The 22,916-nt window shown below is 43.5% G+C and carries 18 protein-coding genes; 9 read left to right on the forward strand and 9 right to left on the reverse strand.

Going from position 1 to position 22,916, the window contains the following annotated elements; translation table 11 throughout:
• Positions 1-15 precede the first annotated feature (15 nt).
• Genes I6N90_RS18175 through I6N90_RS18190 form a run of 4 tightly spaced genes read left to right on the forward strand, consistent with a single transcriptional unit; the run spans position 16 to position 3,190 of the window.
• Positions 16-636 (forward strand): TetR/AcrR family transcriptional regulator, encoded by a 621-nt coding sequence (locus tag I6N90_RS18175; RefSeq protein WP_197937030.1) that lies wholly within the window; start codon positions 16-18, stop codon positions 634-636.
• A gap of 45 nt (positions 637-681) precedes the next feature.
• Complete coding sequence (locus tag I6N90_RS18180) at positions 682-1,593, forward strand: ABC transporter ATP-binding protein (protein WP_197937031.1); 912 nt, start codon at positions 682-684, stop codon at positions 1,591-1,593.
• Entirely contained in the window at positions 1,574-2,371 is a 798-nt protein-coding gene (locus I6N90_RS18185) for an ABC transporter permease subunit (protein WP_197937032.1), read from the forward strand. Before I6N90_RS18180 ends, I6N90_RS18185 begins: the two co-directional genes overlap by 20 nt.
• A gap of 18 nt (positions 2,372-2,389) precedes the next feature.
• Complete coding sequence (locus I6N90_RS18190; RefSeq protein ID WP_197937033.1) at positions 2,390-3,190, forward strand: ABC transporter permease subunit; 801 nt, start codon at positions 2,390-2,392, stop codon at positions 3,188-3,190.
• Between the two features lie 119 nt (positions 3,191-3,309).
• Here the strand turns inward: I6N90_RS18190 and I6N90_RS18195 are convergent, their stop codons facing one another.
• Both I6N90_RS18195 and I6N90_RS18200 read right to left on the reverse strand, forming a co-directional pair.
• Positions 3,310-3,714 (reverse strand): VOC family protein, encoded by a 405-nt coding sequence (locus I6N90_RS18195; protein ID WP_197937034.1) that lies wholly within the window; start codon positions 3,712-3,714, stop codon positions 3,310-3,312.
• Positions 3,711-4,763: a serine hydrolase domain-containing protein gene (locus I6N90_RS18200; RefSeq protein WP_197937035.1), complete on the reverse strand. Its 1,053-nt coding sequence runs from the start codon at positions 4,761-4,763 to the stop codon at positions 3,711-3,713. Before I6N90_RS18200 ends, I6N90_RS18195 begins: the two co-directional genes overlap by 4 nt.
• 249 nt (positions 4,764-5,012) lie before the next feature.
• Here I6N90_RS18200 and I6N90_RS18205 point away from each other — a divergent pair, with 249 nt between their 5' ends.
• The gene (locus I6N90_RS18205; RefSeq protein ID WP_197937036.1) at positions 5,013-6,923 is read left to right on the forward strand and encodes a beta-N-acetylhexosaminidase; all 1,911 of its coding nucleotides are present in this window, start codon (positions 5,013-5,015) and stop codon (positions 6,921-6,923) included.
• Between the two features lie 95 nt (positions 6,924-7,018).
• Here the strand turns inward: I6N90_RS18205 and I6N90_RS18210 are convergent, their stop codons facing one another.
• The 5 genes from I6N90_RS18210 to I6N90_RS18230 form a co-directional block, all read right to left on the reverse strand.
• Positions 7,019-10,363 (reverse strand): S-layer homology domain-containing protein, encoded by a 3,345-nt coding sequence (locus I6N90_RS18210; protein ID WP_232243091.1) that lies wholly within the window; start codon positions 10,361-10,363, stop codon positions 7,019-7,021.
• Between the two features lie 143 nt (positions 10,364-10,506).
• Complete coding sequence (locus I6N90_RS18215) at positions 10,507-11,280, reverse strand: HAD family hydrolase (protein ID WP_197937038.1); 774 nt, start codon at positions 11,278-11,280, stop codon at positions 10,507-10,509.
• Between the two features lie 31 nt (positions 11,281-11,311).
• Positions 11,312-13,012 carry a putative 2-aminoethylphosphonate ABC transporter permease subunit gene (locus tag I6N90_RS18220; protein ID WP_197937039.1) on the reverse strand — a complete coding sequence of 567 codons (1,701 nt, stop codon included), beginning with the start codon at positions 13,010-13,012 and terminating at the stop codon, positions 11,312-11,314.
• Between the two features lie 16 nt (positions 13,013-13,028).
• Complete coding sequence (locus I6N90_RS18225) at positions 13,029-14,051, reverse strand: ABC transporter ATP-binding protein (protein WP_197937040.1); 1,023 nt, start codon at positions 14,049-14,051, stop codon at positions 13,029-13,031.
• 23 nt (positions 14,052-14,074) lie between these two features.
• Positions 14,075-15,169 (reverse strand): putative 2-aminoethylphosphonate ABC transporter substrate-binding protein, encoded by a 1,095-nt coding sequence (locus I6N90_RS18230; RefSeq protein ID WP_197937041.1) that lies wholly within the window; start codon positions 15,167-15,169, stop codon positions 14,075-14,077.
• Positions 15,170-15,523: 354 nt separating this feature from the next.
• On the opposite strand from I6N90_RS18230, the gene I6N90_RS18235 reads away from it, so the two are divergent.
• Both I6N90_RS18235 and I6N90_RS18240 read left to right on the forward strand, forming a co-directional pair.
• Positions 15,524-17,389: a CotS family spore coat protein gene (locus I6N90_RS18235; RefSeq protein ID WP_197937042.1), complete on the forward strand. Its 1,866-nt coding sequence runs from the start codon at positions 15,524-15,526 to the stop codon at positions 17,387-17,389.
• On the forward strand, positions 17,386-18,522 hold the full coding sequence (locus I6N90_RS18240) for a glycosyltransferase family 4 protein (protein ID WP_197937043.1): 1,137 nt from the start codon (positions 17,386-17,388) through the stop codon (positions 18,520-18,522). The genes I6N90_RS18235 and I6N90_RS18240 overlap by 4 nt, the downstream gene beginning before the upstream one ends.
• A gap of 62 nt (positions 18,523-18,584) precedes the next feature.
• Here the strand turns inward: I6N90_RS18240 and I6N90_RS18245 are convergent, their stop codons facing one another.
• Together I6N90_RS18245 and I6N90_RS18250 are read right to left on the reverse strand one after the other, a co-directional pair.
• Complete coding sequence (locus tag I6N90_RS18245; RefSeq protein WP_197937044.1) at positions 18,585-20,063, reverse strand: serine hydrolase domain-containing protein; 1,479 nt, start codon at positions 20,061-20,063, stop codon at positions 18,585-18,587.
• Between the two features lie 292 nt (positions 20,064-20,355).
• Positions 20,356-20,571: a hypothetical protein gene (locus I6N90_RS18250; RefSeq protein ID WP_197937045.1), complete on the reverse strand. Its 216-nt coding sequence runs from the start codon at positions 20,569-20,571 to the stop codon at positions 20,356-20,358.
• A gap of 215 nt (positions 20,572-20,786) precedes the next feature.
• On the opposite strand from I6N90_RS18250, the gene I6N90_RS18255 reads away from it, so the two are divergent.
• Positions 20,787-21,530, forward strand: a complete 744-nt coding sequence (locus I6N90_RS18255) for a MerR family transcriptional regulator (RefSeq protein WP_197937046.1) — start codon at positions 20,787-20,789, stop codon at positions 21,528-21,530.
• A 127-nt stretch (positions 21,531-21,657) separates the two neighbouring features.
• Positions 21,658-22,818 (forward strand): CdaR family transcriptional regulator, encoded by a 1,161-nt coding sequence (locus I6N90_RS18260; RefSeq protein ID WP_197937047.1) that lies wholly within the window; start codon positions 21,658-21,660, stop codon positions 22,816-22,818.
• Positions 22,819-22,916: the final 98 nt, after the last annotated feature.

Raw genomic sequence — 22,916 nt, forward strand, 5'->3', positions numbered from 1 at the left:
CTAGGAGGAATATGAGTGTTTACTAAGTTTCAAGCTACTGATGAAGAGAAACAGCTGCGTGTCATAGGGGCAGCGCTAAAGCAATTTTCTGAAAAAAACTATAGCACGGCTTCGACTAACGAGATCGCGAAGGAGGCGGGCATTTCTAAAGGATTGTTGTTTCATTATTTTATGAATAAGAAGACACTTTACCTCTTTATGTACGATTATGCCATTCGTGTCATTAGTGAAGAAGTAGTACGAAAGGTTAACTTTAACGAAAAAGACTTGTTTGTCAGAATGAGCCAAGTTGCAGAACTTAAACTAACTACTTTTCAAACCAACCCCTATTTATTGAAGTTTATAGAGCGGGTGTTTTTTGAAGAGGATGTAGAGGTTAAGCTCGAAATAGAAGACAGGAAAAAGCAGATTGCGACAAGTGAATATTATAAATTATTTTCAGAAATAGATACTTCGAAATTCAAAGAAGGTATTGATGCTGCGCGGGCAGTTAACGTCATTTTGTGGACGCTCGAAGGTTTAGGTGAATCAGTAAAGGCGCAACACAAACTTGATGGCAAAGATCTTGATATGAATGAGATTATGGAAGAGTTTAATCGTTATATGGAGCTATTGCGGATAAACTTTTGCAAGTAATAGGCTTAAGCGAAAGATGGCAGTGGAGCTAAGGAGGCGCTAAGAATGCAAATCATTGAACTGAATCAACTGACCAAGACGTATGGTGGAGCGAGAGGGATTACTGATCTTAGCTTTACGGTGGAGCATGGGGAGATATTCGGATTTATTGGCCCTAATGGGGCTGGGAAGTCGACAACGATTCGTACGATGCTAGGACTAATCTATCCAACTAGCGGAAGTGCTAAAATCTTTGGCAAAGATTGTATTGCGCATGGACCAGAGATCAAGATGGAAATTGGTTATCTGCCCTCTGAGGTGTTCTATTATGACAATATGAGAGTAAAGGATTTGCTTCATTACTCGGCAAGCTTTTATAAGAAGGATTGTAGTAAACGGATTAAAGAGCTTGCAGAAATAATGGAGCTGGATCTTAGCAAAAAAATGGATGATTTGTCGCTTGGCAACAAGAAAAAGGTGGGCATTGTGCAAGGTCTTCTGCATAAGCCGAAGCTCATTATTTTGGATGAGCCGACAAGTGGTCTTGATCCGCTGATGCAGCAAAGGTTCTTTGAGTTGCTGGAGGAAGAAAACCGGAAAGGTGCTACGATTTTATTTTCCTCTCACATTCTTAGTGAAGTGCAGCGACTTTGCAACAGGGTAGCTATTATTAAAGAGGGCAGATTAATGGCCCTAGAGAAGATTAGTGCATTGAAGGAAAACACGTATAAGAAGTTTAAGTTGGAGACCTTAACAAAGGTAGATGCGTCGTCGTTTGCCATTCCGGGAGTGACAGAGTGGACTGCGGATGAACGTACAATTAGCTTTCTCTTTAAAGGCAATATCAATGATGTAATGAAGAAGATAGCTGAGATGGAGCTTATTAATATATGGGTGGAGGAGCCAGACTTAGAAGAGATCTTTATGCATTATTACGTGAAGGAGGACGGATCGCGCCATGAACATGTATCGGCATGAGTTATGGGCACATCGGAAATCGACGTTGCTTTGGTCGATATCTCTTGCAGGTGTCGTCTGCTTAATGTTAGCTATGTTCCCGACGATCTCGAAGGACGCAGAGACATTTAAAGAAATGCTTACAACGATGCCGGAAGCAGCGTTGAAGGCTATGGGACTACAGATAGACAGCATAACGTCATTACTCGGGTATTACTCTTACGTATTTATGTATATTGCGTTATGCGGCGCCATTCAAGCGATGCATCTGGGTGCGTCTATCGTTTCTAAGGAGACTAGAGAGAAGACAGCGGACTTTCTGCTCAGCAAGCCTGTGGATAGAGGGGCGATATTGACTTCGAAGACGCTTGCTGCACTTACTTTGTTACTTATCACCAATGTTATTTATTTCGGAATCGCTAGTGTAATAGCGACTATCGTTCAAACTACCTCATACAACTTCGGCACGTTTACTCTCTTGTCACTTACATTACTATTTACTCAACTCATCTTTTTAGCTCTAGGTATTGCCGCCGCGTTACTTTTTCCAAAGTTGAAAACAGTGTTACCACTATCTCTTGGTACAGTGTTTGCCTTTTTTATGATTTCAGCAATCGGCGCTTCAAGCGGTGACAGCAAGCTTAAATATTTGTCGCCGTTCCAATATTTTGACCGTACCTACATTATCGAGCATAGTGGTTACGAAGCTACATTTTTAATCGTTAGTGCAGGTGTCATTATTAGTTGTATCACGTTTAGCTACTTTCGTTATCTAAGGCGGGATGTTCATGTTAGTTAAGAGAAGAGGGAACCTGCTATGAATCTATTTTGGCGAGAAATGAAGGCGAGCAGGAAGTCGCTTATTCTCTGGATAATCGGTATTGTGGTCATGGTGGGTGGCGGCATGAGCAAATTTGCCGGACTATCCGAATCCGGAGATGCGATGAATGATCTAATGGCTGATATGCCTAAAGCACTTCAAGCTATATTTGGAATAAACGGATTGAATATTTCATCGCCGACCGGCTACTTTGGTATCCTCTTTCTCTATTTGATCATGATGGCTGCTGTTCATGCATCTATGTTAGGTGCGAACATCATCGCTAAAGAGGAGCGGGATAAGACATCAGAATTTCTGCTCGTTAAGCCAATCTCCAGAAGCAGGATGCTGGCATTTAAACTGCTGGCGACTGTTGTTAACGTAATCCTTTTTAACTTGACCATGTTAGTCAGTGCGATTGCTGTCGTAGGATCGTTTGCTGAGGGTGGAGCAGGATCGGTAGTAGCAGATATTGTTCCACTCATTTTGGGTATGCTGCTCGTGCAGTTGATGTTTGTAAGCATCGGTGTGGCGCTTGCTTCGTCAAGCCGTAAGCCTAAGAGGGCGGTTGCACTCTCAGCAGGCATAATGATGCTCACTTTTCTGCTATCCATCATCATTGAAACGAGTGGTGGACTGGTGTATTTACGTTACTTGACTCCCTTTCAATATTTCGAGGCATCCAATATTATAAATGATGGAATTGATCCAGTCTTTGTTGCATTGTCTATTTTAATAGTTGTGTTAGCGTTAATCTTTGGATGGAAGAGTTACAATCGTAGAGATCTTCTTGTTTAGTGAATGACAAGTATAAAGTCGAAAGAAAAGGACCTCGTTTATGCAATTCGCTGATGTTGCGAAGGGTGCATGAACGAGGTTACTTAATGACTTACTGAGTAACCTCGTGGACATTTTATTTAGAGTAAAGGATCTGCGACCAGTTCTACCTTTATTCGATCAGGGTCTTCAAAGTAGACGGCGTAGTGATCCGTTCCTCCAGCAAATGGATGTCTATCTGTATAAAGAAGCTGAATTCCCTTGTCTACTAGCTTGATTGTTAGATCATCGAGCTGTTGACGTGAGCCTGCGTGAAAGGCGAGATGGTTAAGACCTACTCGACATCTATGATAGGTAACATCAAGAAATCTCTCTTCAGTCTGAACGAATACGATGTAGGTTTCGGCTAACTTCCAACTTTCTCCGCACTCCCATTGCTGATACTTACAGTAACCCAACTCTTCCAGTAGCCATTCCCAGAAGTGCAGTGTCTTTTTTAAATCAGAAACGTATATTTCTATATGATGAATCATTCCTTTAGTCAACAGATGGTCACCCTCTCATCTTTCACCGACTGATAAACCTCCCCGATTATACCTTCTAGCTGATGAACACCCGAATCCGTATTCGTCATAATGACTGCGCCTCTGCCAAGATGAGGGTATGCCACCAGCATACATTGGAACCCAACTCCCCAACCAAGTGAAGAAATTTCAAATGTTTGATCAGAGCCATCAAGGAAAATACCTAACCCCGTCCACTCTTTATCGTATTGTGGGCTCATCCACTCTTTCACTGTAGCTTCTGAAATTCCAAGTTTACTTCTGCCATGAAGAGCATTCATTACTTCAATAACTAACAAAGCTATATCCGTTGGAGTTGTCCAAAGTCCACAGGCAGCTGCATATGGATAGTGAGGATATCTATCCTCTACAACACTACCATCGTTCGAATGACCGCATGCGAACTCCCCACCGTTTTTTATTGAAAAGGACGGTTGATAGGTACTGTTTGTTAATTCCAGTGGTTCAAAGATTAACTCGTACATGAGGAGTTCGAACGGTTTGCCAGTAACATCTTCAATTACTTGTTGTATGATACAAAAGCCTGCGTCAGAGTAATTAAATGTGCTCATAGGTTCGTATGCAACCGTAATAGGATCTTTGCAATAGGGAGTTGATCCTGCTAACAGCTCCGCCATTGTCGGATCTCCCTTAGTATCATCGAACACGCTAAAGCTTCCTTCTGGATCAACAACACCAGACTGATGGCTTAGTAATGTCCGAAGTGTAACAGGTTTACTAGGATAGAATAGACCAGTAGGAACTTTCCAAGAAGTAAGTCGGACATTAACGTCTTCATCTAATTCTAAGATGCTGCTTTCGGTAAGCCTCATTACTAGCAATGAAGTTACAAACTTACTTATTGAGCAAGCATTGAAAATAGCATGTGTACTTACCTCTGTAGTAGTCGCTGCCTCCAGAAACCCAAAACCTTCTGCCTTGCTGACTTCGTTATTTTGAATAAGAGCTAAACTTAATCCAGCGACATTATAATGTTGTAGTCGTTCAACGATATCAAACGTTAACTTCATATTCGAACAAGCCCCCTATGCATGGTAATGGGACCGAGCCCCATAAATCACAATCTTTCTCACATAGATTATAGAACGTATGTTCCTATTTTGCAATGAAGAATTATGATGATAGGAACAATTACTATTTTCGACTTATTTATATGATGTTTAGTGAGATTATGCGTAATTTTTGATGGATTCAATCATTAGATATAATGTAAAATACATATATATGAACGAATCAATCACTCTTAGGAGGAACCTTAGATGAAAGTGAAGTTTCAAGGCAATATTTCAGAGCTTACGCAAGGCATCACGTTATTGCTGGAGGATCTTGGAGTGACCGAAGCTGAAGGCGGAATCGTTGTAACGGTAGAGCCGTCTGAGAGCAATCTTGAAGTGGGTTTGCAGGGCAATGAGGCTTACATTCGTTACGCTGCGAAACATCAATTTTTCCGTGGACTAAGTCTTCTTATTCAAAAGGGGCAAGGCGGATCAAACTTTCAATTAAGCGAAAAGCAGCAGTTTGACGCGATTGGTCCGATGTTCGACCTTTCACGTAATGGTGTATTAACTGTTGATGCTTTTAAATTTTTACTTCGCAAAATGGCGCTTATGGGTATGAATAGCGTTATGCTATATATGGAAGATACGTATGAAATCGAAGGAGAACCTTACTTCGGTTATATGCGCGGACGTTATTCACAAGCTGAACTAAAAGAAATTGACGATTACGCACATCAATTTGGTATAGAAGCTTTCCCAAGCATACAAACGCTCGCTCACTTAGAGGAGTTTTTGAAATGGGAGCCAGTGAAAGCATACAAGGATACAAAAGGTGCACTTCTTGTAGGTGACGAAAAGACAGAACGACTTGTTGAAAATATGATTGTCAGCATTACGAAGCCATTCCGCAGTAAAAAGATCCATATCGGTATGGACGAGGCAGAAGAGCTTGGACGCGGTAAATACTTAGACCACAATGGACATGTTAGTCGTTTTGACATTATGACAGGTCATTTAGAAAGAGTACTCGAAATTACACGTCGTCTTGGACTGAAACCGATGATGTGGAGCGATATGTTCCTAAAGCTAGCTTCGGACAACGGCGAAGAATATTACGGACATGAAACACAAATTCCAGAAGAGATGGCAAAACGTATTCCGAAAGACGTTGATATGGTCTACTGGGATTATAACCATGTTGAGAGCGAAGATTACGAGAAGTTGATCGCTAAGCATCGTCCGATCGGCAACAATTTAATATTCGCTGGAGCAGTATGGGTGTTTAACACATTTGGCGTTAACTACGGCCTTTCTTTACCTGCAACGGATACAGCGCTTCAAGTATGTAAGAAAGAAGGTATCCGTGAAGTTTACGCTACGATGTGGGGCGATGATGGAATGGAGAGTAATCCGTACATCGCTTTGCTAGGATTACAACTATATGCGGAGCATGCGTATACAGAAGGTTCGCCGGATGATGCTGTAGTGGCTGAGCGAGTTAAGTTCTGTACAGGCATTGATGCAGATACGTATTTGCAGCTGAAATATTTGGACGAGACGCCAGGAGCTGAACCGAACAATCAGAAGCAAAGTAATCCTTGTAAGTTTTTACTTTATCAAGATGTGTTGTTAGGGTTGTTCGATAAGCAAATTGAAGGGCTAGAGATGTCTGCTCACTATGCGTGGCTGGAAGGTGAGTTTGCAGCACGTCGTGATTCGTCTCTTGAGCTGGATTATTTGTTCGAAGTACCGCAGAAGCTCTGCGGTGTACTGAAACGGAAGAGTGAGATTGGCATTGAACTTAAAAGTGCATATGATACTGGCGACAAAGCGACTTTGAAGCGTATTGCAAACGAGGTTCTACCGGAAATTGCTACAGCGGTATCCGAACTGCGCATCGCACATCGCAAGCAGTGGCTAACGATGTTTAAAGTGTTCGGCTGGGAAGTTATTGATATTCGCTATGGCGGTGTAATTAACCGTCTCGATACTGCGAGTATGCGATTAAATGATTATGTCGATGGTCGTATTGAACGTATCGAAGAGTTGGAGCAGGAACGTTTGCTATACAGCACTACGAACCGTTTCACGAATAAAGGCGCTGGCTGGTGCAGTTACTACTACCGTATGGCATCACCGAACGTATTTTTCCATGTCATTAATCCATTCTAAATTTCCGTAAACGAAAGGGACTGTTTCTTGAAGTCATATCGACTTCAGGAACAGTCCCTTTTTGCTCTAGCGGTGAACCGAGCAGCTTTTAGCTATTATTTTAATAGATTGCCGATTAACATTGCGGCTTCTGCTCTAGTTGAGATACCGTGAGGAACGAATGTATTTACATTCCGGCCTTTGACGAACTGCAAAGCTGCTGCTGCTCTAACATCATCCAGCGCCCATGCTGCAATGTCTTGTTCGTCGATAAAGGCAGTAACCGGCGACTCCTCTAACGGTTTGCCAATTAGAAGTTTATATGCTCGCATCGTCATAACGACCATTTCTTCTCTCGTAATCTTGCCATTCGGATCAAAGGAGGATTCGCTTTTTCCGAATACAAGTCCCGATTTCAAAGCAATAGCAATCGTATCTGCATACCATGCGTCTGATGCAACATCGTCGAACGAAATGTGAGCTTTCTCCGTTAGCATCAATGTCCTTACGAGCATGGATGCATATTCCGCTCTCGTTACGGAACGATCAGGCTCGAATGCCGTCTCACTAACGCCTTGTACGATTTGTTTAGCCGCAAGGCTTTGAATCGCATCATAAGCCCAATGCGAGGCTGGCACATCTTCAAAATTCTGTTGTAGACTGAGTACCGCATAATTGCTGAAATGATGAATTTCCGCACTCATATAACCATCCTTGTATTCACTACCTACATATTCAAGTTTTCCATTGTCTGCGATGTAATAAATACCGGACAATGCAGGATTAACACCTTCTACTAGTTTCATTCGAATGATGATAGGCTGCTCGAATGTGCTTATTTTTGTCGTTTGGCCATTTGCAGCTGCGACGATCAATGAGAAATCATATACTTCGCCTGCTAAGCTAACTCCTGATTGACCAGTTGAGGTGATTGCTTTGTTCATTAAGACGTCCGCTTCGGTTTTCGTAAGCAGAGCCATATCTAGCACTAGCTTGACGTCTTTATTGTCACCTGCCGAAAGAAGAGCTTGGCTAATGACCTTGGCCGGAACATCAATCAACAGATTGTCCTTTTTAACCGTCAAACCCTTCTCTTCGAGCAGGGTAGCAATTTGCATCGGAACCACCAGTTGTTTTGTATCGGCTGCAACCGGAATCGTCACTAAACCTTGCCCCGCGGACTGGTTTACTTCTGTGATGTCCACTGTGTGCACGCCGGGTTGTTCAGGGGACGATCCGTCGTTACCATTTCCGCCACCGGTATTGTTACCACCGTTACCACCACCGCCGCCGTTGCCTCCGCTGCCACCAGTACCGCCATTACCTCCATTAGAATCAATTTGTCCAGTAATGGTAATGATTACGGAAGCTGTAATGCTCTCGTTACTATTCCATGTTGCAATGACTTTGACCTTGCCGTCTTTGACTGCAGTCAGAAGACCGGACTCGTTAATGGACGCTTTATCGGTAGCCGTTCCGTCTTCGTTCACAACGGACCAAGTGAATGTTGCTTCCGGTTCACTAGCTGGGATCAACTTAGCTTGCAGTTGCAGCTTGCCGCCTTTCGTTCCAATAGAAGTAGCATCATTTTCTCCTTTTACTTCAACGGTGTGAATAACTTCGTCCTCTTTTGCAATCGTAAATGTGACGCGTCCAAGTTCGATGTTATCGTTTGATGTCGTGTAATCTGCTTCACCGACATATACGACGTCATAGCGGCCCGGTTCAAGACTCAGTCCTTCAAATATGAGCGATCCGTTAGGTTGAACGGAGCTATTCGTGTTCTTTTTGGCAATCGCTGTTGTTGTTTTGTTAAGCTTCGTGCCTTCCGGGAAAATTCCGATCCAGTCTTTGGCGACGGAACCTGTGTAGTCAACCTTTAGAGAAGCGCCCGGTGCATGCGTATTATCCGTCATGGAAAGCGTAGGATGGCCCAAATTCAGATCGGGATCCGTTGAAGGATCAACAACAGGTATACTAACAGGCAACTTTACTTCGAACTGTGCGTTCGCGATCCATTTATCGTTCATGAAATCACGACCTTTAACCAGTACCTTATTATCGTATACCTCAACGAAATAACCTTGATTCCCTACTTTGCTGGCATTGCTGTCCGTCCAAAGATAAGATGTTGCCGCTGTGTTGAACATGGTTGAGTATTTGGCATTGTACATCGTATCCATCGAGCCTAGCTCCCAGTGTGTATGGCCGCTGAACAAGATAGCTTGAGGGTGCTTGCTTAAAATCGTTTTGAATTCTTTGTCCTGTCTCACACCATACCAGTAGAAAGATGGATTTTTAGATACTTGGGTGCCAGACACTGTATTTTTCAAAGGTTGATGATGGAAGACGAAAACAGGCTTGTTTGCCGCTGCATCTTCTGATAGCTTTTCATCGAGCCACTTCAACTGTTCATCTGTCAAATAAGAATAATCCTTTAATCCCTTTTCAGTTCCAAGGAAAATGAAGTGAACACCTTTAATCCATACATCGTAATATTTCGAAGTCATATTCGTGTATTTCTTAAATAGCTCGGTTTGATTGTCCCAATCAGCCCAGCGGACATCGTGATTGCCCTCTATGAAGAAGCTTTCTGGCAACTGGTCCTTATATAGGTCGAATATTCTCGCTAACTCTTTGTATTGGGCTTCGGTTCCGTTTTCTGTGTTGTCGCCGACCGTCATAATTCCGTCACTATCAGGTGACAATGCGGCAATATCTTTAAGTGTGTCATCCAAATGTTTATTATGGATATGGTTCGGGTCGCCCATAATGTGCATATCCGACAACACTTGGAATTTAGCGATCGGCTTTTCCAAAACGATGCCTGGAATGGATGTTTCTACTCCAGAATCCGTTTCTCCAGCATCCGAGCCCGAATAAGCGATAAGCTTAGTAGCTCCAATAGGAATAGCTGTATTATCGGAGAAAGTATGCACCGCATAAGTTAGCCCACCAAGGTCTGGCGATAAAGAAGCGATGGGAGGTTGTCCCGGAAGCTTGCCAATATCGTTGCCCCAGTACAGGGTGTAGCTCGTAACATTAGCAGCATTGGCAGGAGGAGAGATGTGTACTTCCCCTGCTACTTCGCTAGCATCGGAATCCGTATCCGTAAATGTGACCCCAGACGGAGGATTTAGAGTGATGACGGAGAACGGAACACGCTGAAAGATGTTGTATCCGTCATTTTCCATATATAGTGCTTCGTATTCCCCTGGTGCGAGCACCTTCGAGAAGCTAATCTTTCCATTAGGATTGTTTTTAGGATAAGCCCATGTTAAGGAAGGGTTGCTGCCTTTTGGTTCGGCGCCTTTTGGGTATAGCCCAATCCAATCGTTCAGCGTACCTCCTGTAAATGATAACGTGATTGGTTTTCCTTGGATGAATGCAGGCTTGTCCATAGTAACTGTCTGAGTGGCAGCATAGGTTACTGGGGCTGGCAATATCTGAACCACCATCATCCATGCGATGACAAAACAAAGCGAGAGGGACATTTTTCTTTTAACGGATTTAAACATTAGCTTCACGCACCTCTATTCAATAGTTGGAATGAATAATCTTGTTGACGTGGCGAGAATAAGCAATTTTCATCTCCAAGCCGCTTTCAGCTTTCCTTGTCAGAAGCCTCTAAGCGAAGCTGGGCATACGAACTGACGACTTCATCCGCATCGATTAGTTTGTGAGCACTTTTCATGGTAATATCCGATAATCCAACGGTTACGGCAACTTTTGCGGAATTGCCCATCTGCATATCACCGTTCGTATCGCCGATAACGGCTACTTCAGCGGGATGCAACCCGAGCTGGAAGCAAGCCAGCTCAACCATATCGGGATAAGGTTTGCCCCTTTTGACCATGTCATGCCCAATGACCGCCTTGAAGTGGGAACGAATACCGAGCCATGTCAAATGGTTCTCCGCTTCACGCGTTTCATCCGCCGTCACGACACCTAGAGCCAAGCCTTGAGTGCTGCAAAGTTTAACGAAATCCAGCATGCCGGGCAATGGAACCGCAGGACGGGTAGTCTCCATCTCAACGTATGCCGCATTCATGCTTTCCCGGGCCAGCTTCATAGCGTCGCCCCAAGGGGTTCCAAGCCGGTAAGCCTGCCATGCCAATATAGCCTGCAAGTCTCCGGTTGATCCCATCGCAAGCGGCCCTTCTATGCTGTAATCATTGACACGCCCATCGTCGTCGTGAATGGTTCCCCAAAGCTCTGATAACGGAGCAACGGCAGATGGTACTAGACTTGAGAAGTGTCGGTGCACGGACTCGCTCCAATAACCCCACAGCCTAATGAAGTCAAGCAGAGTCCCGTCTTTGTCGAATAATATTCCTTTTACGGGATAACGATTATCGTTGATTACTAAGTCCGGCATGTTCATCACTCCTGCAGTTTGCAAAATAGGACTAATCATCTTGTCTCTTCAGGTAGCCTTCTGTTTTCCTACGCCACTTGCGAGATACCCACATGACGCCGGTACGAAGAAGCAAATTAGCAATAATAATTAATGTAGACATCGCCGCGGCTGGGGCAATATCGCCTGAATCCTCCATGCTGACAATAGCAACAGCAGCAGGCTTTAAGTCCGGTGCATACAAGAAAATAATTGCCGACACGGTTACCATGCTGTTAATGAAGTAATAAATAAATACTTCCAATATCGCGGGAAGCGACAGTGGCACGGTTACCCGAAACAATGTCTTATACCAAGGCACGTTCATGGATTCGGAGGCCGCTTCGAACTCGCTGTCGAGCTTCTTGAGCGACGAAGTCATCGTCAGGAAGGACACAGAATAGAAGTGAACGATATTGCATAGGATCAAGATCCAGATTGTGCCGTATAAGCTATGCAGAGGCTGATTTGGATTGTTGAAGAAAAAAACATAGATCAAACCAAGCACCAAACCAGGCAATGCCATCGGCAGCATGGATAGAAAGTATCCTGCTTGACGAAGCGCGGGATAACCGCGTGTCTTCTCAATTAAATAAGCGAAAATAAAGGTAAGGAACGTTCCGATAGCTGCGGAACCGAAAGCAATGAGCAGACTGTTCGTGAAAGGTCCTGCACCTTCGAAGAACCCTTTATAATGAGCAAACGAAATGGATAAATCATACGGCCATACGTTAACTAATGAACCGTATATCGCAACAAGAATAATGCCAAGTATGACGGCCGATATCGTTAGGCAGAGCATATAAAACAAGGTGTCGCGCGATTTGTTTCGAGCGATGCGGTAAGGTGTAGACTTGGCGCTAATCCATCCGCTCTGCTTGCGCTGGAATACACGGTCAACAACAAATGAAATAACGGCTGGTATAAGCAACAGTACGCCTACTGCAGAACCCATTTGCATGTTTTGCTGACCAATAACTTGCTTGTACAAATCTGTGGCAAGCACGTTAAATTGCCCTCCGACAACTTTAGGCGCCCCGAAATCGGTAAATGTCAGTACGAAACAGACGAAGATGGCACCGATCAAACCAAATTTGACGCTCGGAACCGTAACGGTCAAAAATGTGCGCCACTTGGAAGCGCCAAGCGTATCGGCAGCTTCGTATAAGCGGAAGTCTGAGCTTGAGAGAGCGATAGACATCATCAAGAAAGCTTGAGGGAAAGTGTATAGCACTTCCGCCATTATGATTCCGACAGGGCCGTATAATGGGATCCGAAATTCAGGCAATAGTCCAAAAAGTCCTGTTGATAGTAAGCCTTGATTGCCGAATAAATAGATGAGTGACAAGCCGTGAAGCATGGACGGTGCGAATAATGGGAGCAATGCAATCGCCCGAAAAAACCATTTCCCACGGATATTGCTTCTCTCCAGCGCATAGGCGAAGCCGAATCCAAGCGTAACCGCAATAAGTGTCGTGGCGGTAGAAACTTGGATCGAATTCCATAATGACGCGACTAGTGCAGGTGTTGTGAAGTACTGAACAAAGTGAGCTAATCCGATGAAGCTTCCGTCCGTATCTGTAACAGCCCTCCATAACAGCTCACCTAGAGGCAGCAGTATGGAAATCACAAGAGCAAGAGTCATCATTAAAATGAGGACATTTTGACTCCATCCATTTGTAGTTCGTTTTAGTTGTTTCAACAAGCTGTCCATAACGTATCCGCGCTCCTTATACAACTGCGTACTCTGCCGATGATTGGAAGGTAATGATATGCTCCTCGGGCAGGACGAAGCGAACTAATCCATCAAGGCGAACATGGAATGTATCCATCTCCTTGGCGGCGACATCGATTGTTATGAATTGGCGAAGCTTGTTCACAACTTCCAGAACTAAGCGATAATGTGTTCCACGATATTCGAGCTCTCGTACAAATGCTTGCATGCTCGGCTTGCTGTTCTCGCCGACTAATTGAACATGCTCAGGACGAATAGCGAGCAAGCCTCTCCACATCCCTCCAGGAGGCTGTTCAATGAAACTGATGGCGCCGATAAAGTCGGCTACGAACGGAGTAGCCGGCTTTTCGTATATTTCCATTGGCGTTCCTACTTGAATAATGCGCGCATGGTTCATGACCACAATGCGGTCGGCCATCGTAAGCGCCTCTTCTTGGTCATGCGTCACCATGACGGTCGTCATGCCGAACTTTTGATGCAAACGTTTAATTTCATTACGCAGCTTGACCCGAACTTTAGCATCTAGAGCAGATAGAGGCTCATCAAGCAAAAGGCAGTCTGGTGAGAAAGCTAAAGCTCTTGCCAAAGCGACGCGTTGCTGCTGGCCGCCGGATAATTGAGAGGGCACTTTGTTTCTTTGCTCGTTTAGCTCAACTAGGTCCAGCATTTCGTCGACGCGGTCAATGATTTGTGGCTTCGTCATTCGGCCTGATAGCCCGTACGCAATGTTCTGGCTGACCGTAAGATTTGGGAACAGCGCGTAGGATTGGAACATCATGCCGAAATTCCGCTTGCCTGCCGGAAGGGAAGAAATATCCCTGCCAGCGATAACAAGTTTACCGGTATCCGATTTCTCCAGCCCTGCTATAATACGAAGCAACGTCGTTTTGCCACAGCCGCTTGGACCGAGTAAGCATATAAATTCATGTTTGTTAATGTCCAATTGAATGTCCAGAAGCGCGGTTTGTTTACCGAATTGCTTGGACAGATCACGCAGTGACAAATAGCCTTTATTCAAGGTGCATTCTCCTAATAACAAATTTATTGTTTCGGTTCAGCCTTGGAACCGTACTTTTTCTCCCAATCTGCCAGAACCGACTCACGATCCCTTGCGGCTTGATATAGATCCAGCTTAGCTAATTGTGATACTGGATCTTTTGCATAACCTTCAGGGATAGCAGCACCTTCTTGCTTAATGCTCAATATCGCATAGTTTTTGTTATATTCCTTCATCGGCTCGTCGCTGATTGCCCAATCAAGGAACAGCTTCGCTTCTGGTTTAATATCTTTTTTCTTAACAAGCGCGTTTGCTTCCAGTTCCCAACCGGAGCCTTCTTTCGGGAAAATGACTTCAACTGGCGCACCTTTCTGTTTCTGTTGAATGCCGCTAAATCCGTATGAGATACCGATCGGAACTTCGCCGGATGCAGCCATCTTTGCAGGCTTAGATCCTGAGTGCGTGTAGATCATCATGTTGTCATGGAGCTTGTCCATGTAGGACCAGGCCTGATCTTTATAAAGTTGGATCAGCGCATTGACCGTCAAGTAGCCAGTGCCGGATGAAGCAGGATGAGGCATAGCAATTAAACCTTTGTACTCTGGCTTTGCCAAATCTTCGAATGATTGCGGTACAGGCAACTTGCGTTTCTCAAGTTCAACTGTATTAGCGATAATTGCTGTTTCCCAAATATCGATGCCTACCCACTTCGGAGGGTTAGCAGTGTCTTTGAACTCTGGCAGCACTCGGTCTGTGCCGACTGGCTCATAACCTTCGAGCATTTGCATGTCATCCATGACGAGCAAACTTGTTGCAGCCAATCCCCATACGACGTCAGCTTGCGGGTTATCCTTTTCGGCTATCAGCTTCGCAGTCATAATGCCAGTTGCATCACGAACGATGTTTACTTTTACATCTGGGTATTTAGCATGAAAGGAGGCGAGGTACGTTTTGACATGCTCTTCTTCAATGGAGGTATATACATTGATTTCACCGGAAGCCTCGGTATTCTCTGCTTTCGAACTTGAATTACCATTTGTAGATGTTGCTTTATTTTGCGTGTTGCCACCGCAGCCTGCAAGCAAGATTGCAATAGCCGCCAATGTGAGCATCGTTTTCCATTTCCAATTGTTTTTCATTCGTTTCTCTCCTGTTCTTGGTGGCTTTCATAGTTGGTTTGTACAAAAGTAATTGTATACGCGTTTTTATTTTTAAGTGTAAAGTCACGGTTATCCCCACGTTAAGATATTATGAAGGTGCTCTGAATCTAGTGAAATGGATGGATGACAATCTTTGAGTACGCATAAGTTGGCAAGACATTCAACTATTTTTATAAAGATAAGCCTCCGATTCTGGAATCCAGAAAGTGTCACTTGCGTCCAAGCTGTTCCGCTCTAATCCAAAAACTCCACTCTTATACATATCCATGTCCGTCTATTAAGCATATAAATAATAGGAGTTTATAACGCTTCAAAGAAGTGGAGGGAGCTTAGTTGGATCAATATCAGATTGTACCGTGGGATAACATGTTGGAAGAAGAAGCAGCCGGAATTAATTTGGAGCAATATGTCCCACCTGAGCTAGAGCAACTCGCACATTTGGTAAGCAAGTCATATAACATGGATGTTAAAGGAATGACACTCATTACTTCAAAGCCCGATAAGGGTGGAGCCATTTGGCGCATTGAAACAAATCATGGTCCACGCAGTCTAAAAGTACTTCATCGAACACCGCAGCGGAGCTTATTTAGTGTTGGAGCTCAGGAATACGTAGTGAAGAATGGTGCAAGGGTGCCGGGGATTATCTTAACGAAAGATGGTAAAAACTCTGTCGTTGCAGGTGGAAAGCTGTGGATCGTGACGGATTGGATCGACACATTGACACCGGTCGCAAAGATTGATCTCGATGGAGCGATGACACTTTGTCATGGCCTTGGCGAGTTCCATCAATGGTCGAAAGGGTACGTAGCTCCGCCGGAGGCGGGTAAGTCTTCGAGGATTTTCAAATGGGAAGGCCAATATCAGAAGATAATGGCGAAGATTGGTTGGTTTCGTCATATTGCCACTGCCTACCCAGAAACAACTGCAAGCTCGCATCTATTGTCTGTATTAGATATGTTTGAAGGCCAGGCTCGGGATATATTTAAGAGATTCCAAGAATCCGCCTATCAAAAAATGATTCGAAAAGGAGAGGCACATTGGGGGCTTGCTCATCAAGACTACGGTTGGTCTAATGGGCAGATGGGGCCTGACGGCATATGGGTCATCGATTTGGACGGGGTTGCTTACGATTTACCAATTCGTGACCTTCGAAAAATTATAACGAGTACGATGGTTGATATGGGAACATGGGATCTTGCATGGATTAGAGGAGTCATAGATGCCTATCATCGGGCGAATCCACTAGATCAAGAGACTTTTGAGCTGCTCTGGATTGATATGGCGTTCCCGAATGAGTTTTATAAACACGTGAAAGAAGTTGTCTTTGAACCGGTCACATTTATGAACACAGAGTTAGATACCATATTGGATAGTGTCGTTGCGACAGAAGCGAACAAGTGGGAAGTACTAAGAGAGCTTGAGAAGGATAAATCGAAATATGCTGCCGGAGATTATCAGGAAATTGAGGAAGCACCAAGTCTACCATATGCCTATAGAGACTATGCAAGGGGTGGAGGTTTGCTTGCCCCTGGTCAGGAACTAGAGGAAGAGGTAGAGCAAGAACAAGAGCAAGAGGACAAAAAAGGCAAAAAGGATAAGAAAGACAAAAAAGATAAGAAGAATAAGAAAGAGATTCAAGTAGTTGTTAATCCAGATGGAAAAGCGACTATTTTGCCTGGTAAAGATGAGGATGATGATAAGAAATCGAAGCGGAAATCAGATAAAAAATCTAAGAAGAAGGAGCTTCAAGAACAGTTCCTAATAGAGGAGATCTTGCGAGAAGGACTATCAAAGGGGAAAAAAGGTGTAAAAGGGAAAAAGAAACTGAAAAAACTGCGTAAGTTAGTTCAGAAAGTGAAAAAGCTGCAGCCGAAGTCGAAACTGAATCCGAAGAAGTCTAAGAAGTTGAAGAAGTCGAAAAAGTCTGCGGTCGTTACACCTATTGTTAGGAAGAAGAAAAAAACGGAAGTGAAAACCCCTGCCGCTACTAATATACCGACGGCTATAAAAAATCCTGTTACAGTAAAGAGACCAACTGTCGGGCAACTGTTCGGTAACAATGCTAAAAAAACATCATCGATCCCAGTAAAGGATCAAAGGGACAATAAAAGCAAAAGAAAAAGGAAGAAGAAATCTAAAATTAAAGCCTATATCTTTAACTATACGAATAGAATTCCTGCAAGAAGGAGAGCTCTATGAATATACTCATGATTTGTACGGAAAAGCTGCCTGTTCCTAATATTAGAGGTGGAGCTATTCAAACGTATATCGGGGGAATAGTGGGTCTACTGAGCAGAAATCATACGATAACGATATTTGGTAGAAGCGATCCTGAGCTGCCAAACGAAGAAACAGTAAATGGCGTGAGATTTGTTCGGTTTGAGTCTCATGGCATGCTTGATATTTATATGCAAAATGTCATTTCCTACTTGGCTTCAAGCAGTGAACAATATGAGGTTATTCATATTTTCAATCGACCGAAGATGGTTCTTCCTGTAGACTCCGTAAGGCCTGATGCTAGAATCGTGCTTAGTATGCACAATGATATGTTCAACACGCTTAAGATTAGCAAACAAGAAGGCAATGCCGTCATCGAACGAGTGGAGAAAATTGTTACGATAAGCAATTATATTGGAGCAGCGATTTGTAGAGATTATCCTCAAGCTGAAGAGAAGATTAGAACGGTTTACTCTGGAGTAGATTTATCTAAATTCGCTCCATGGAAAGACTCTGCCTCAGCTCAAAAGGATCGAAATGCGATACGCACTGAGCACAACTTGGGTAACAAAAAGATTATTTTGTTTGTAGGACGATTATCTCGAAATAAAGGACCTCACGTACTTGTTAGAGCGATGTCGCAGCTCAAACATTCTGATGCTGTGCTCGTCATAGTGGGAGCAGCTTGGTATAGCGATGATCGAGTGAGTGATTATATTGCCTACCTTCGTGCACTTGCAGAGAAATCGCCGATACCTGTTTTAACAACTGGGTATGTTCAGGCCAGCGAAGTGCATAAGTGGTTTTGTGCGGCAGATGTGTTTGTCTGTACGTCGATTTGGGAGGAGCCGCTTGCAAGGGTCCATTATGAAGCGATGGCAGCAGGACTGCCGCTCATTACAACGGCTAGAGGCGGCAATCCAGAAATTATAAGAAACAATAATGGTGTCATTATTCAAAATCCTGAAGACCCTGGGGAATATTCTTCGATTCTAAATAGTATGCTTTCTGGCATTAGCAATGCTCGTCAGATGGGGCTGAATGGTCGTAAGCTAGTAGAGGATAATTTCACATGGAATCATGTAGCGGGTCAAGTGTTGGAAGTTTGGGGCTAATATAAGCTCTTTAAGGAAAAACCTAGGCTGCGCCGTGAAGGCAGCAATCTAGGTTTTTTTGCTTAGGTTAGTTTGCGAACAGCAATGGCTGTTTTGATTGTCCCAACGACTAGCAATACGAAAGGAAGTATAAGCAAGGTGTGTCCGATACCCGGTAAAAATAATAATACTACTGGCCAAGGGACTAAAAACTTGGGCAATAACAGTAATAGAGTACTGGGCAACAGCAGATAGAACACAAAGATAAACAGGCCGTTCATTACAGAACGTAGCTTCGATACTTTTTTGCTATTTTTTTTGTTAAAGAGACTATAGATCGAATATAGAGTAAATAAAACGGCAGTGAGCACAAATAGATCGAGAACGATATATTTTTTAGTGTATTCCTTTGTTACTGCTATCGGCTCTTGATTATGTAAGATGAGGTTTATGTTAGACATGATGGTGTTGTAGTCGTCGATATGGAAATTATCCATAGCATTAATGAGAATGACAATGCCATATTCACCGTCTATTTGCATCTTAGAATATGTATTTTCTGTAGAACCATCATGGGAGATCGTGTTGTTGTGGACGGCCCAACCCATTGCATAATAGTGGTCACCCCACATCTTTGAAGCAGGTTCGTGCATGAGACGGACGCTGTTTTCAGAGAAAACGTTGTTTGCTTTGAAAGTCCCTTTATTCATATGAGCAATGAGGTAATTGGACATGTCTTCGGCACTGGAAATCAAATAACCTGATGGTATAGTTCCTTCATGGCGCATTTGTTTAGTCGGGAGCATGAATCCGAATACGGAATTATAACCAGTTGCCAAGCCATTTTTAGTTGCTTCTTCAGGTGAGCCATAGCTATGATTCATTTCTAGAGGTTTGAAAATGTTCTGTTGCACATAGTTGGTAAAAGTCATACCCGAGACGGCCTGTACGATACCGCCTAAAGTATCGTAGTTTACATTTGAATAGTGGAAACTGGCACCAACAGAACTTATAAGCTGAACCTTGTTTAAACCTTTCAAATGTTCTTCAAGGGACTTGTCACCTTCTGTTAAAGGGGCTTGTCCATCATAAGTGGAAATTCCGCTCGTTTGATGCAATAGATGCTTAACCGTTATTTTTTTGGAGGCATCTGGATCGGACAAACGGAACCAAGGCAAGTATCGTTGCACGGGCGAGTCTAGGTCGATGTTACCTTTGTCCACGAGTAGCATGATTGCTGCTGCTGTAATGGATTTGGATGTGGAGCCTAGTACAAACGGAGTTTGTGGAGTAACAGCTGTTTTGTCAGGCCCGGAAATACCGAACCCTTTCATATAGATGGTCTGGTCATTCTTCACGATGCCGACCGAGGCGCCTGGGATGCGATACTCTGCCATAGCGGATTCAATGAGATTATCGATTTTTTCGAATTTTGAAGGTACTGCTTTTGATTCTGCTGTTACTTCTGCTGTTACTTCTGCTGTTACTTCTGTTAGCGTGAGTAGGCTGGTTGTAGTCATAATGATTGCGGCCATAAAAATACGGAGTGTGATGTTAAACAAGAGTGTATTCCCCTTCCAGCATTTTTGATTTGTAATAAATTGATTATGTCAGTTTGAGGGAAATATTAACAATCGATTCACCTTACAAATTCGTCATATACATGTAACCTTTTGATTGTTGTAAGTGAACAGTTGGAAAGGAAGGCGTAATAACCCGAGAAAATCGGGTTAGCCGCCAGTGGGAGCGTGCACCGCGGCGCAGCCTCGCAAAAGCAAAAAGGCCCATGCTTAATGGCATGAGCTATTTTCTCATTTGCTTTCTTGTACACAACTGCAAAATAGGTGGAACGGCTTAAGCTTCCTCACTATTAAGATCAACAGGAGTTGCAAATTTCACCTCAACAACTCGTTTCCAATCGATGGACTGAAGTAGCTGCAAAATAACTGTTCTTCCACCATCATCCCCTTGAATGACATACTCTTCTGCTTCACCGCTATCGTATACAAACACGATATTCGTGGGTTCATTTGAACTCAGTATACTTTTCAACTTTTCTTGAATGGACAATGAAAGATCCCTCCGCCTATATATTTTTTTCGAGATGTTATATTGTATAAAAAGAATCAACAATTGGCGTGGGCGCATGCATCAAGGCAATTGTATATTGTTTGGCTTCCAATATCTTATTAGCTAATTAAAGAAATCAAAAAAAATTAACTAACCTATTGACTCTCACGTTGCGTGATATTTTAAAGTGAATAACAGAGGGAGGCGGGAACGCTATGAAGGTAAAGGAAGTTGCAGATTTAGTAGGGATCAGTGTGCGCACACTGCATCATTACGATGAAATTGGTTTACTTATTCCTGACCAATTGACGGAAGCTGGGTATCGCTTGTACTCAGAGCGGAATCTGGAGTTGCTGCAGCAAATTTTATTTTTCCGCGAGCTCGATTTTCCTTTGAAAAAAATAAAAGAAATCGTCTTAAGTCCATCCTTTGATCGACTGGAAGCGTTGACTATGCACGAAAAAATGCTTCAAGAAAAACGAAATCAGCTGGACCAGCTATTAAAGACGGTAGCAAAGACGATTGAACATGCTAAAGGAGGCATTACAATGTCTAATAACGAAAAATTTCAAGGGTTTGATTTCAGTAACAATCCGTATGAGCAAGAAGCAAGAGAACGGTGGGGCGATAAGGCAGTTGACGATTCCAACGCTACACTAGAAGAAAAGAAAAAAACCGGGTCAACTCAACAATTTCAAGAGTCGTTCAACGAGCTATATCGAAAGCTTGCAGCGCTTCGCCACGACGATCCAGCATCTGATGCAGCACAATCGGCGATTGGAGAATGGTATGTTCTGCTGAGTGAAATGGGGACCTATTCGTTGGATGCATTCAAGGGACTCGGTCAAATGTATGTAGACGATGTGCGATTTACGAAAAATATCGATAAGTTCGGTGAAGGTTTAGCACTCTTCATGCGTGATGCGATGGCGGTTTACGCAGATAGTCGGCAAGCGTAGTCACTCTTTCCATAAAGCCCCTCGATCATCGGAAGATCGAGGGGCTTTACTTTTTAATCCGATAACCATACGATTTAGGTGAGTTCGTGTCCGTATTATTTTAGAAGAATAAGTTGCAGGAGGCTGCATGAGAATAACGAGAAAGATTGCTGATCTTATCGTCAAAAAGACGAAAGAACTGACTGAACTAAATATGAACGTGATGGACAAGCACGGCATTATTATTAGTTCGAGTGATCCTGAGCGGATCGGAATGCTTCATGAAGGAGCGGCAGAGGTCGTTCGTCGGGGCGAAGAAATGACGATTACTGAGGAGCAAGCTGGACGCTGGGCGGGAAGTAAGCCGGGAATTAATATGCCGATATACTTCCATACGGAAGTAGTCGGTGTAATTGGCATTACGGGCCATGAGAGGGAGGTTGTACCTTTCGGACGTGCTGTTCGTATGATGACGGAGCTGCTATTGCAACAATCCTATTTGTCCGAGCAAGTGGAGATGAAAGAACGCTCCAAGATGTATTTGGTGCAGGAACTCATTATGAACGCTAAGGCGGATCAAACGATGAAGGACAGCCTTTATACGAGAGGCGAGCTTCTTGGTGTGAATCTGCGATTGCCACGGGTCATTCTTCTCGTTCAAATGAATGTGCTTGATGATACGAAGGAATACATTGTGAGATTTAAAGAAATTGCAGCGTTGTTCCCAAGTCCGAAAGAGACGTTAGTTGCTCAAATTGGGCGCGGTAGGTGGATGATTCTTGCGGATGCATCGGTTTACAAAACGAATCGGCATGCCAAAAAAGCGCTCCTTGATATTGCAGAGAAAATTAACACGCTTGTTACAGAATGGTTTCAAGCGGCTGTGTATGTTGCAGTTGGCAGACTATGTGCAGATATCGGCGATGTTGGAGAATCATTTTATGAAACGGTCAAAATGTTAGATATATCAGGGAAGGAATCACGGACGGGAGCTGTTTTTCACATAGAGGATTCTGCGCTCCAGCTCGTCCTTTCAGAAATAACAGATGGTTCTGCGAAGCAGCTTATTTCGCAAGTGCTTGGGGAACTTGTTCAGCATCCCAATCTGCTTGAAACAGTACAAGCTTTCTATGACTATAATATGAATGTTAACACAGCAGCAAATGTTATAGGGATTCATCGAAATACGTTACTCTATCGACTTGATCGTGTTGCAACTTTTATCGGGGAGGACCCAAGACAGTTCCGGCAAGCGATGCGTATTCAATTAGCGCTAATGTTGTACAGAATTCAAGAAACGAAGGAATAAGCACAAAGTGGAGTCTTGCGAATTGTATTAAACGCACAAGAAAGCGCTTTATATAAAGCGCTTTCTTGTGCGTTTTGTACATTGTTGAGATTCGGCAT

Source organism: Paenibacillus sp. GSMTC-2017, from assembly GCF_016019935.1.
GTDB lineage: Bacteria > Bacillota > Bacilli > Paenibacillales > Paenibacillaceae > Pristimantibacillus.

Bases quoted from the DNA above. Each gene is read 5' to 3' on its own strand.
- I6N90_RS18240 (WP_197937043.1), top strand. From the start codon at position 17,386: ATGAATATACTCATGATTTGTACGGAAAAGCTGCCTGTTCCTAATATT.
- I6N90_RS18220 (WP_197937039.1), bottom strand. From the start codon at position 13,012: ATGGACAGCTTGTTGAAACAACTAAAACGAACTACAAATGGATGGAGT.
- I6N90_RS18190 (WP_197937033.1), top strand. From the start codon at position 2,390: ATGAATCTATTTTGGCGAGAAATGAAGGCGAGCAGGAAGTCGCTTATT.
- I6N90_RS18185 (WP_197937032.1), top strand. From the start codon at position 1,574: ATGAACATGTATCGGCATGAGTTATGGGCACATCGGAAATCGACGTTG.
- I6N90_RS18180 (WP_197937031.1), top strand. From the start codon at position 682: ATGCAAATCATTGAACTGAATCAACTGACCAAGACGTATGGTGGAGCG.
- I6N90_RS18210 (WP_232243091.1), bottom strand. From the start codon at position 10,363: ATGATGGTGGTTCAGATATTGCCAGCCCCAGTAACCTATGCTGCCACT.
- I6N90_RS18200 (WP_197937035.1), bottom strand. From the start codon at position 4,763: ATGAAGTTAACGTTTGATATCGTTGAACGACTACAACATTATAATGTC.
- I6N90_RS18205 (WP_197937036.1), top strand. From the start codon at position 5,013: ATGAAAGTGAAGTTTCAAGGCAATATTTCAGAGCTTACGCAAGGCATC.
- I6N90_RS18215 (WP_197937038.1), bottom strand. From the start codon at position 11,280: ATGCCGGACTTAGTAATCAACGATAATCGTTATCCCGTAAAAGGAATA.
- I6N90_RS18260 (WP_197937047.1), top strand. From the start codon at position 21,658: ATGAGAATAACGAGAAAGATTGCTGATCTTATCGTCAAAAAGACGAAA.
- I6N90_RS18230 (WP_197937041.1), bottom strand. From the start codon at position 15,169: ATGAAAAACAATTGGAAATGGAAAACGATGCTCACATTGGCGGCTATT.
- I6N90_RS18255 (WP_197937046.1), top strand. From the start codon at position 20,787: ATGAAGGTAAAGGAAGTTGCAGATTTAGTAGGGATCAGTGTGCGCACA.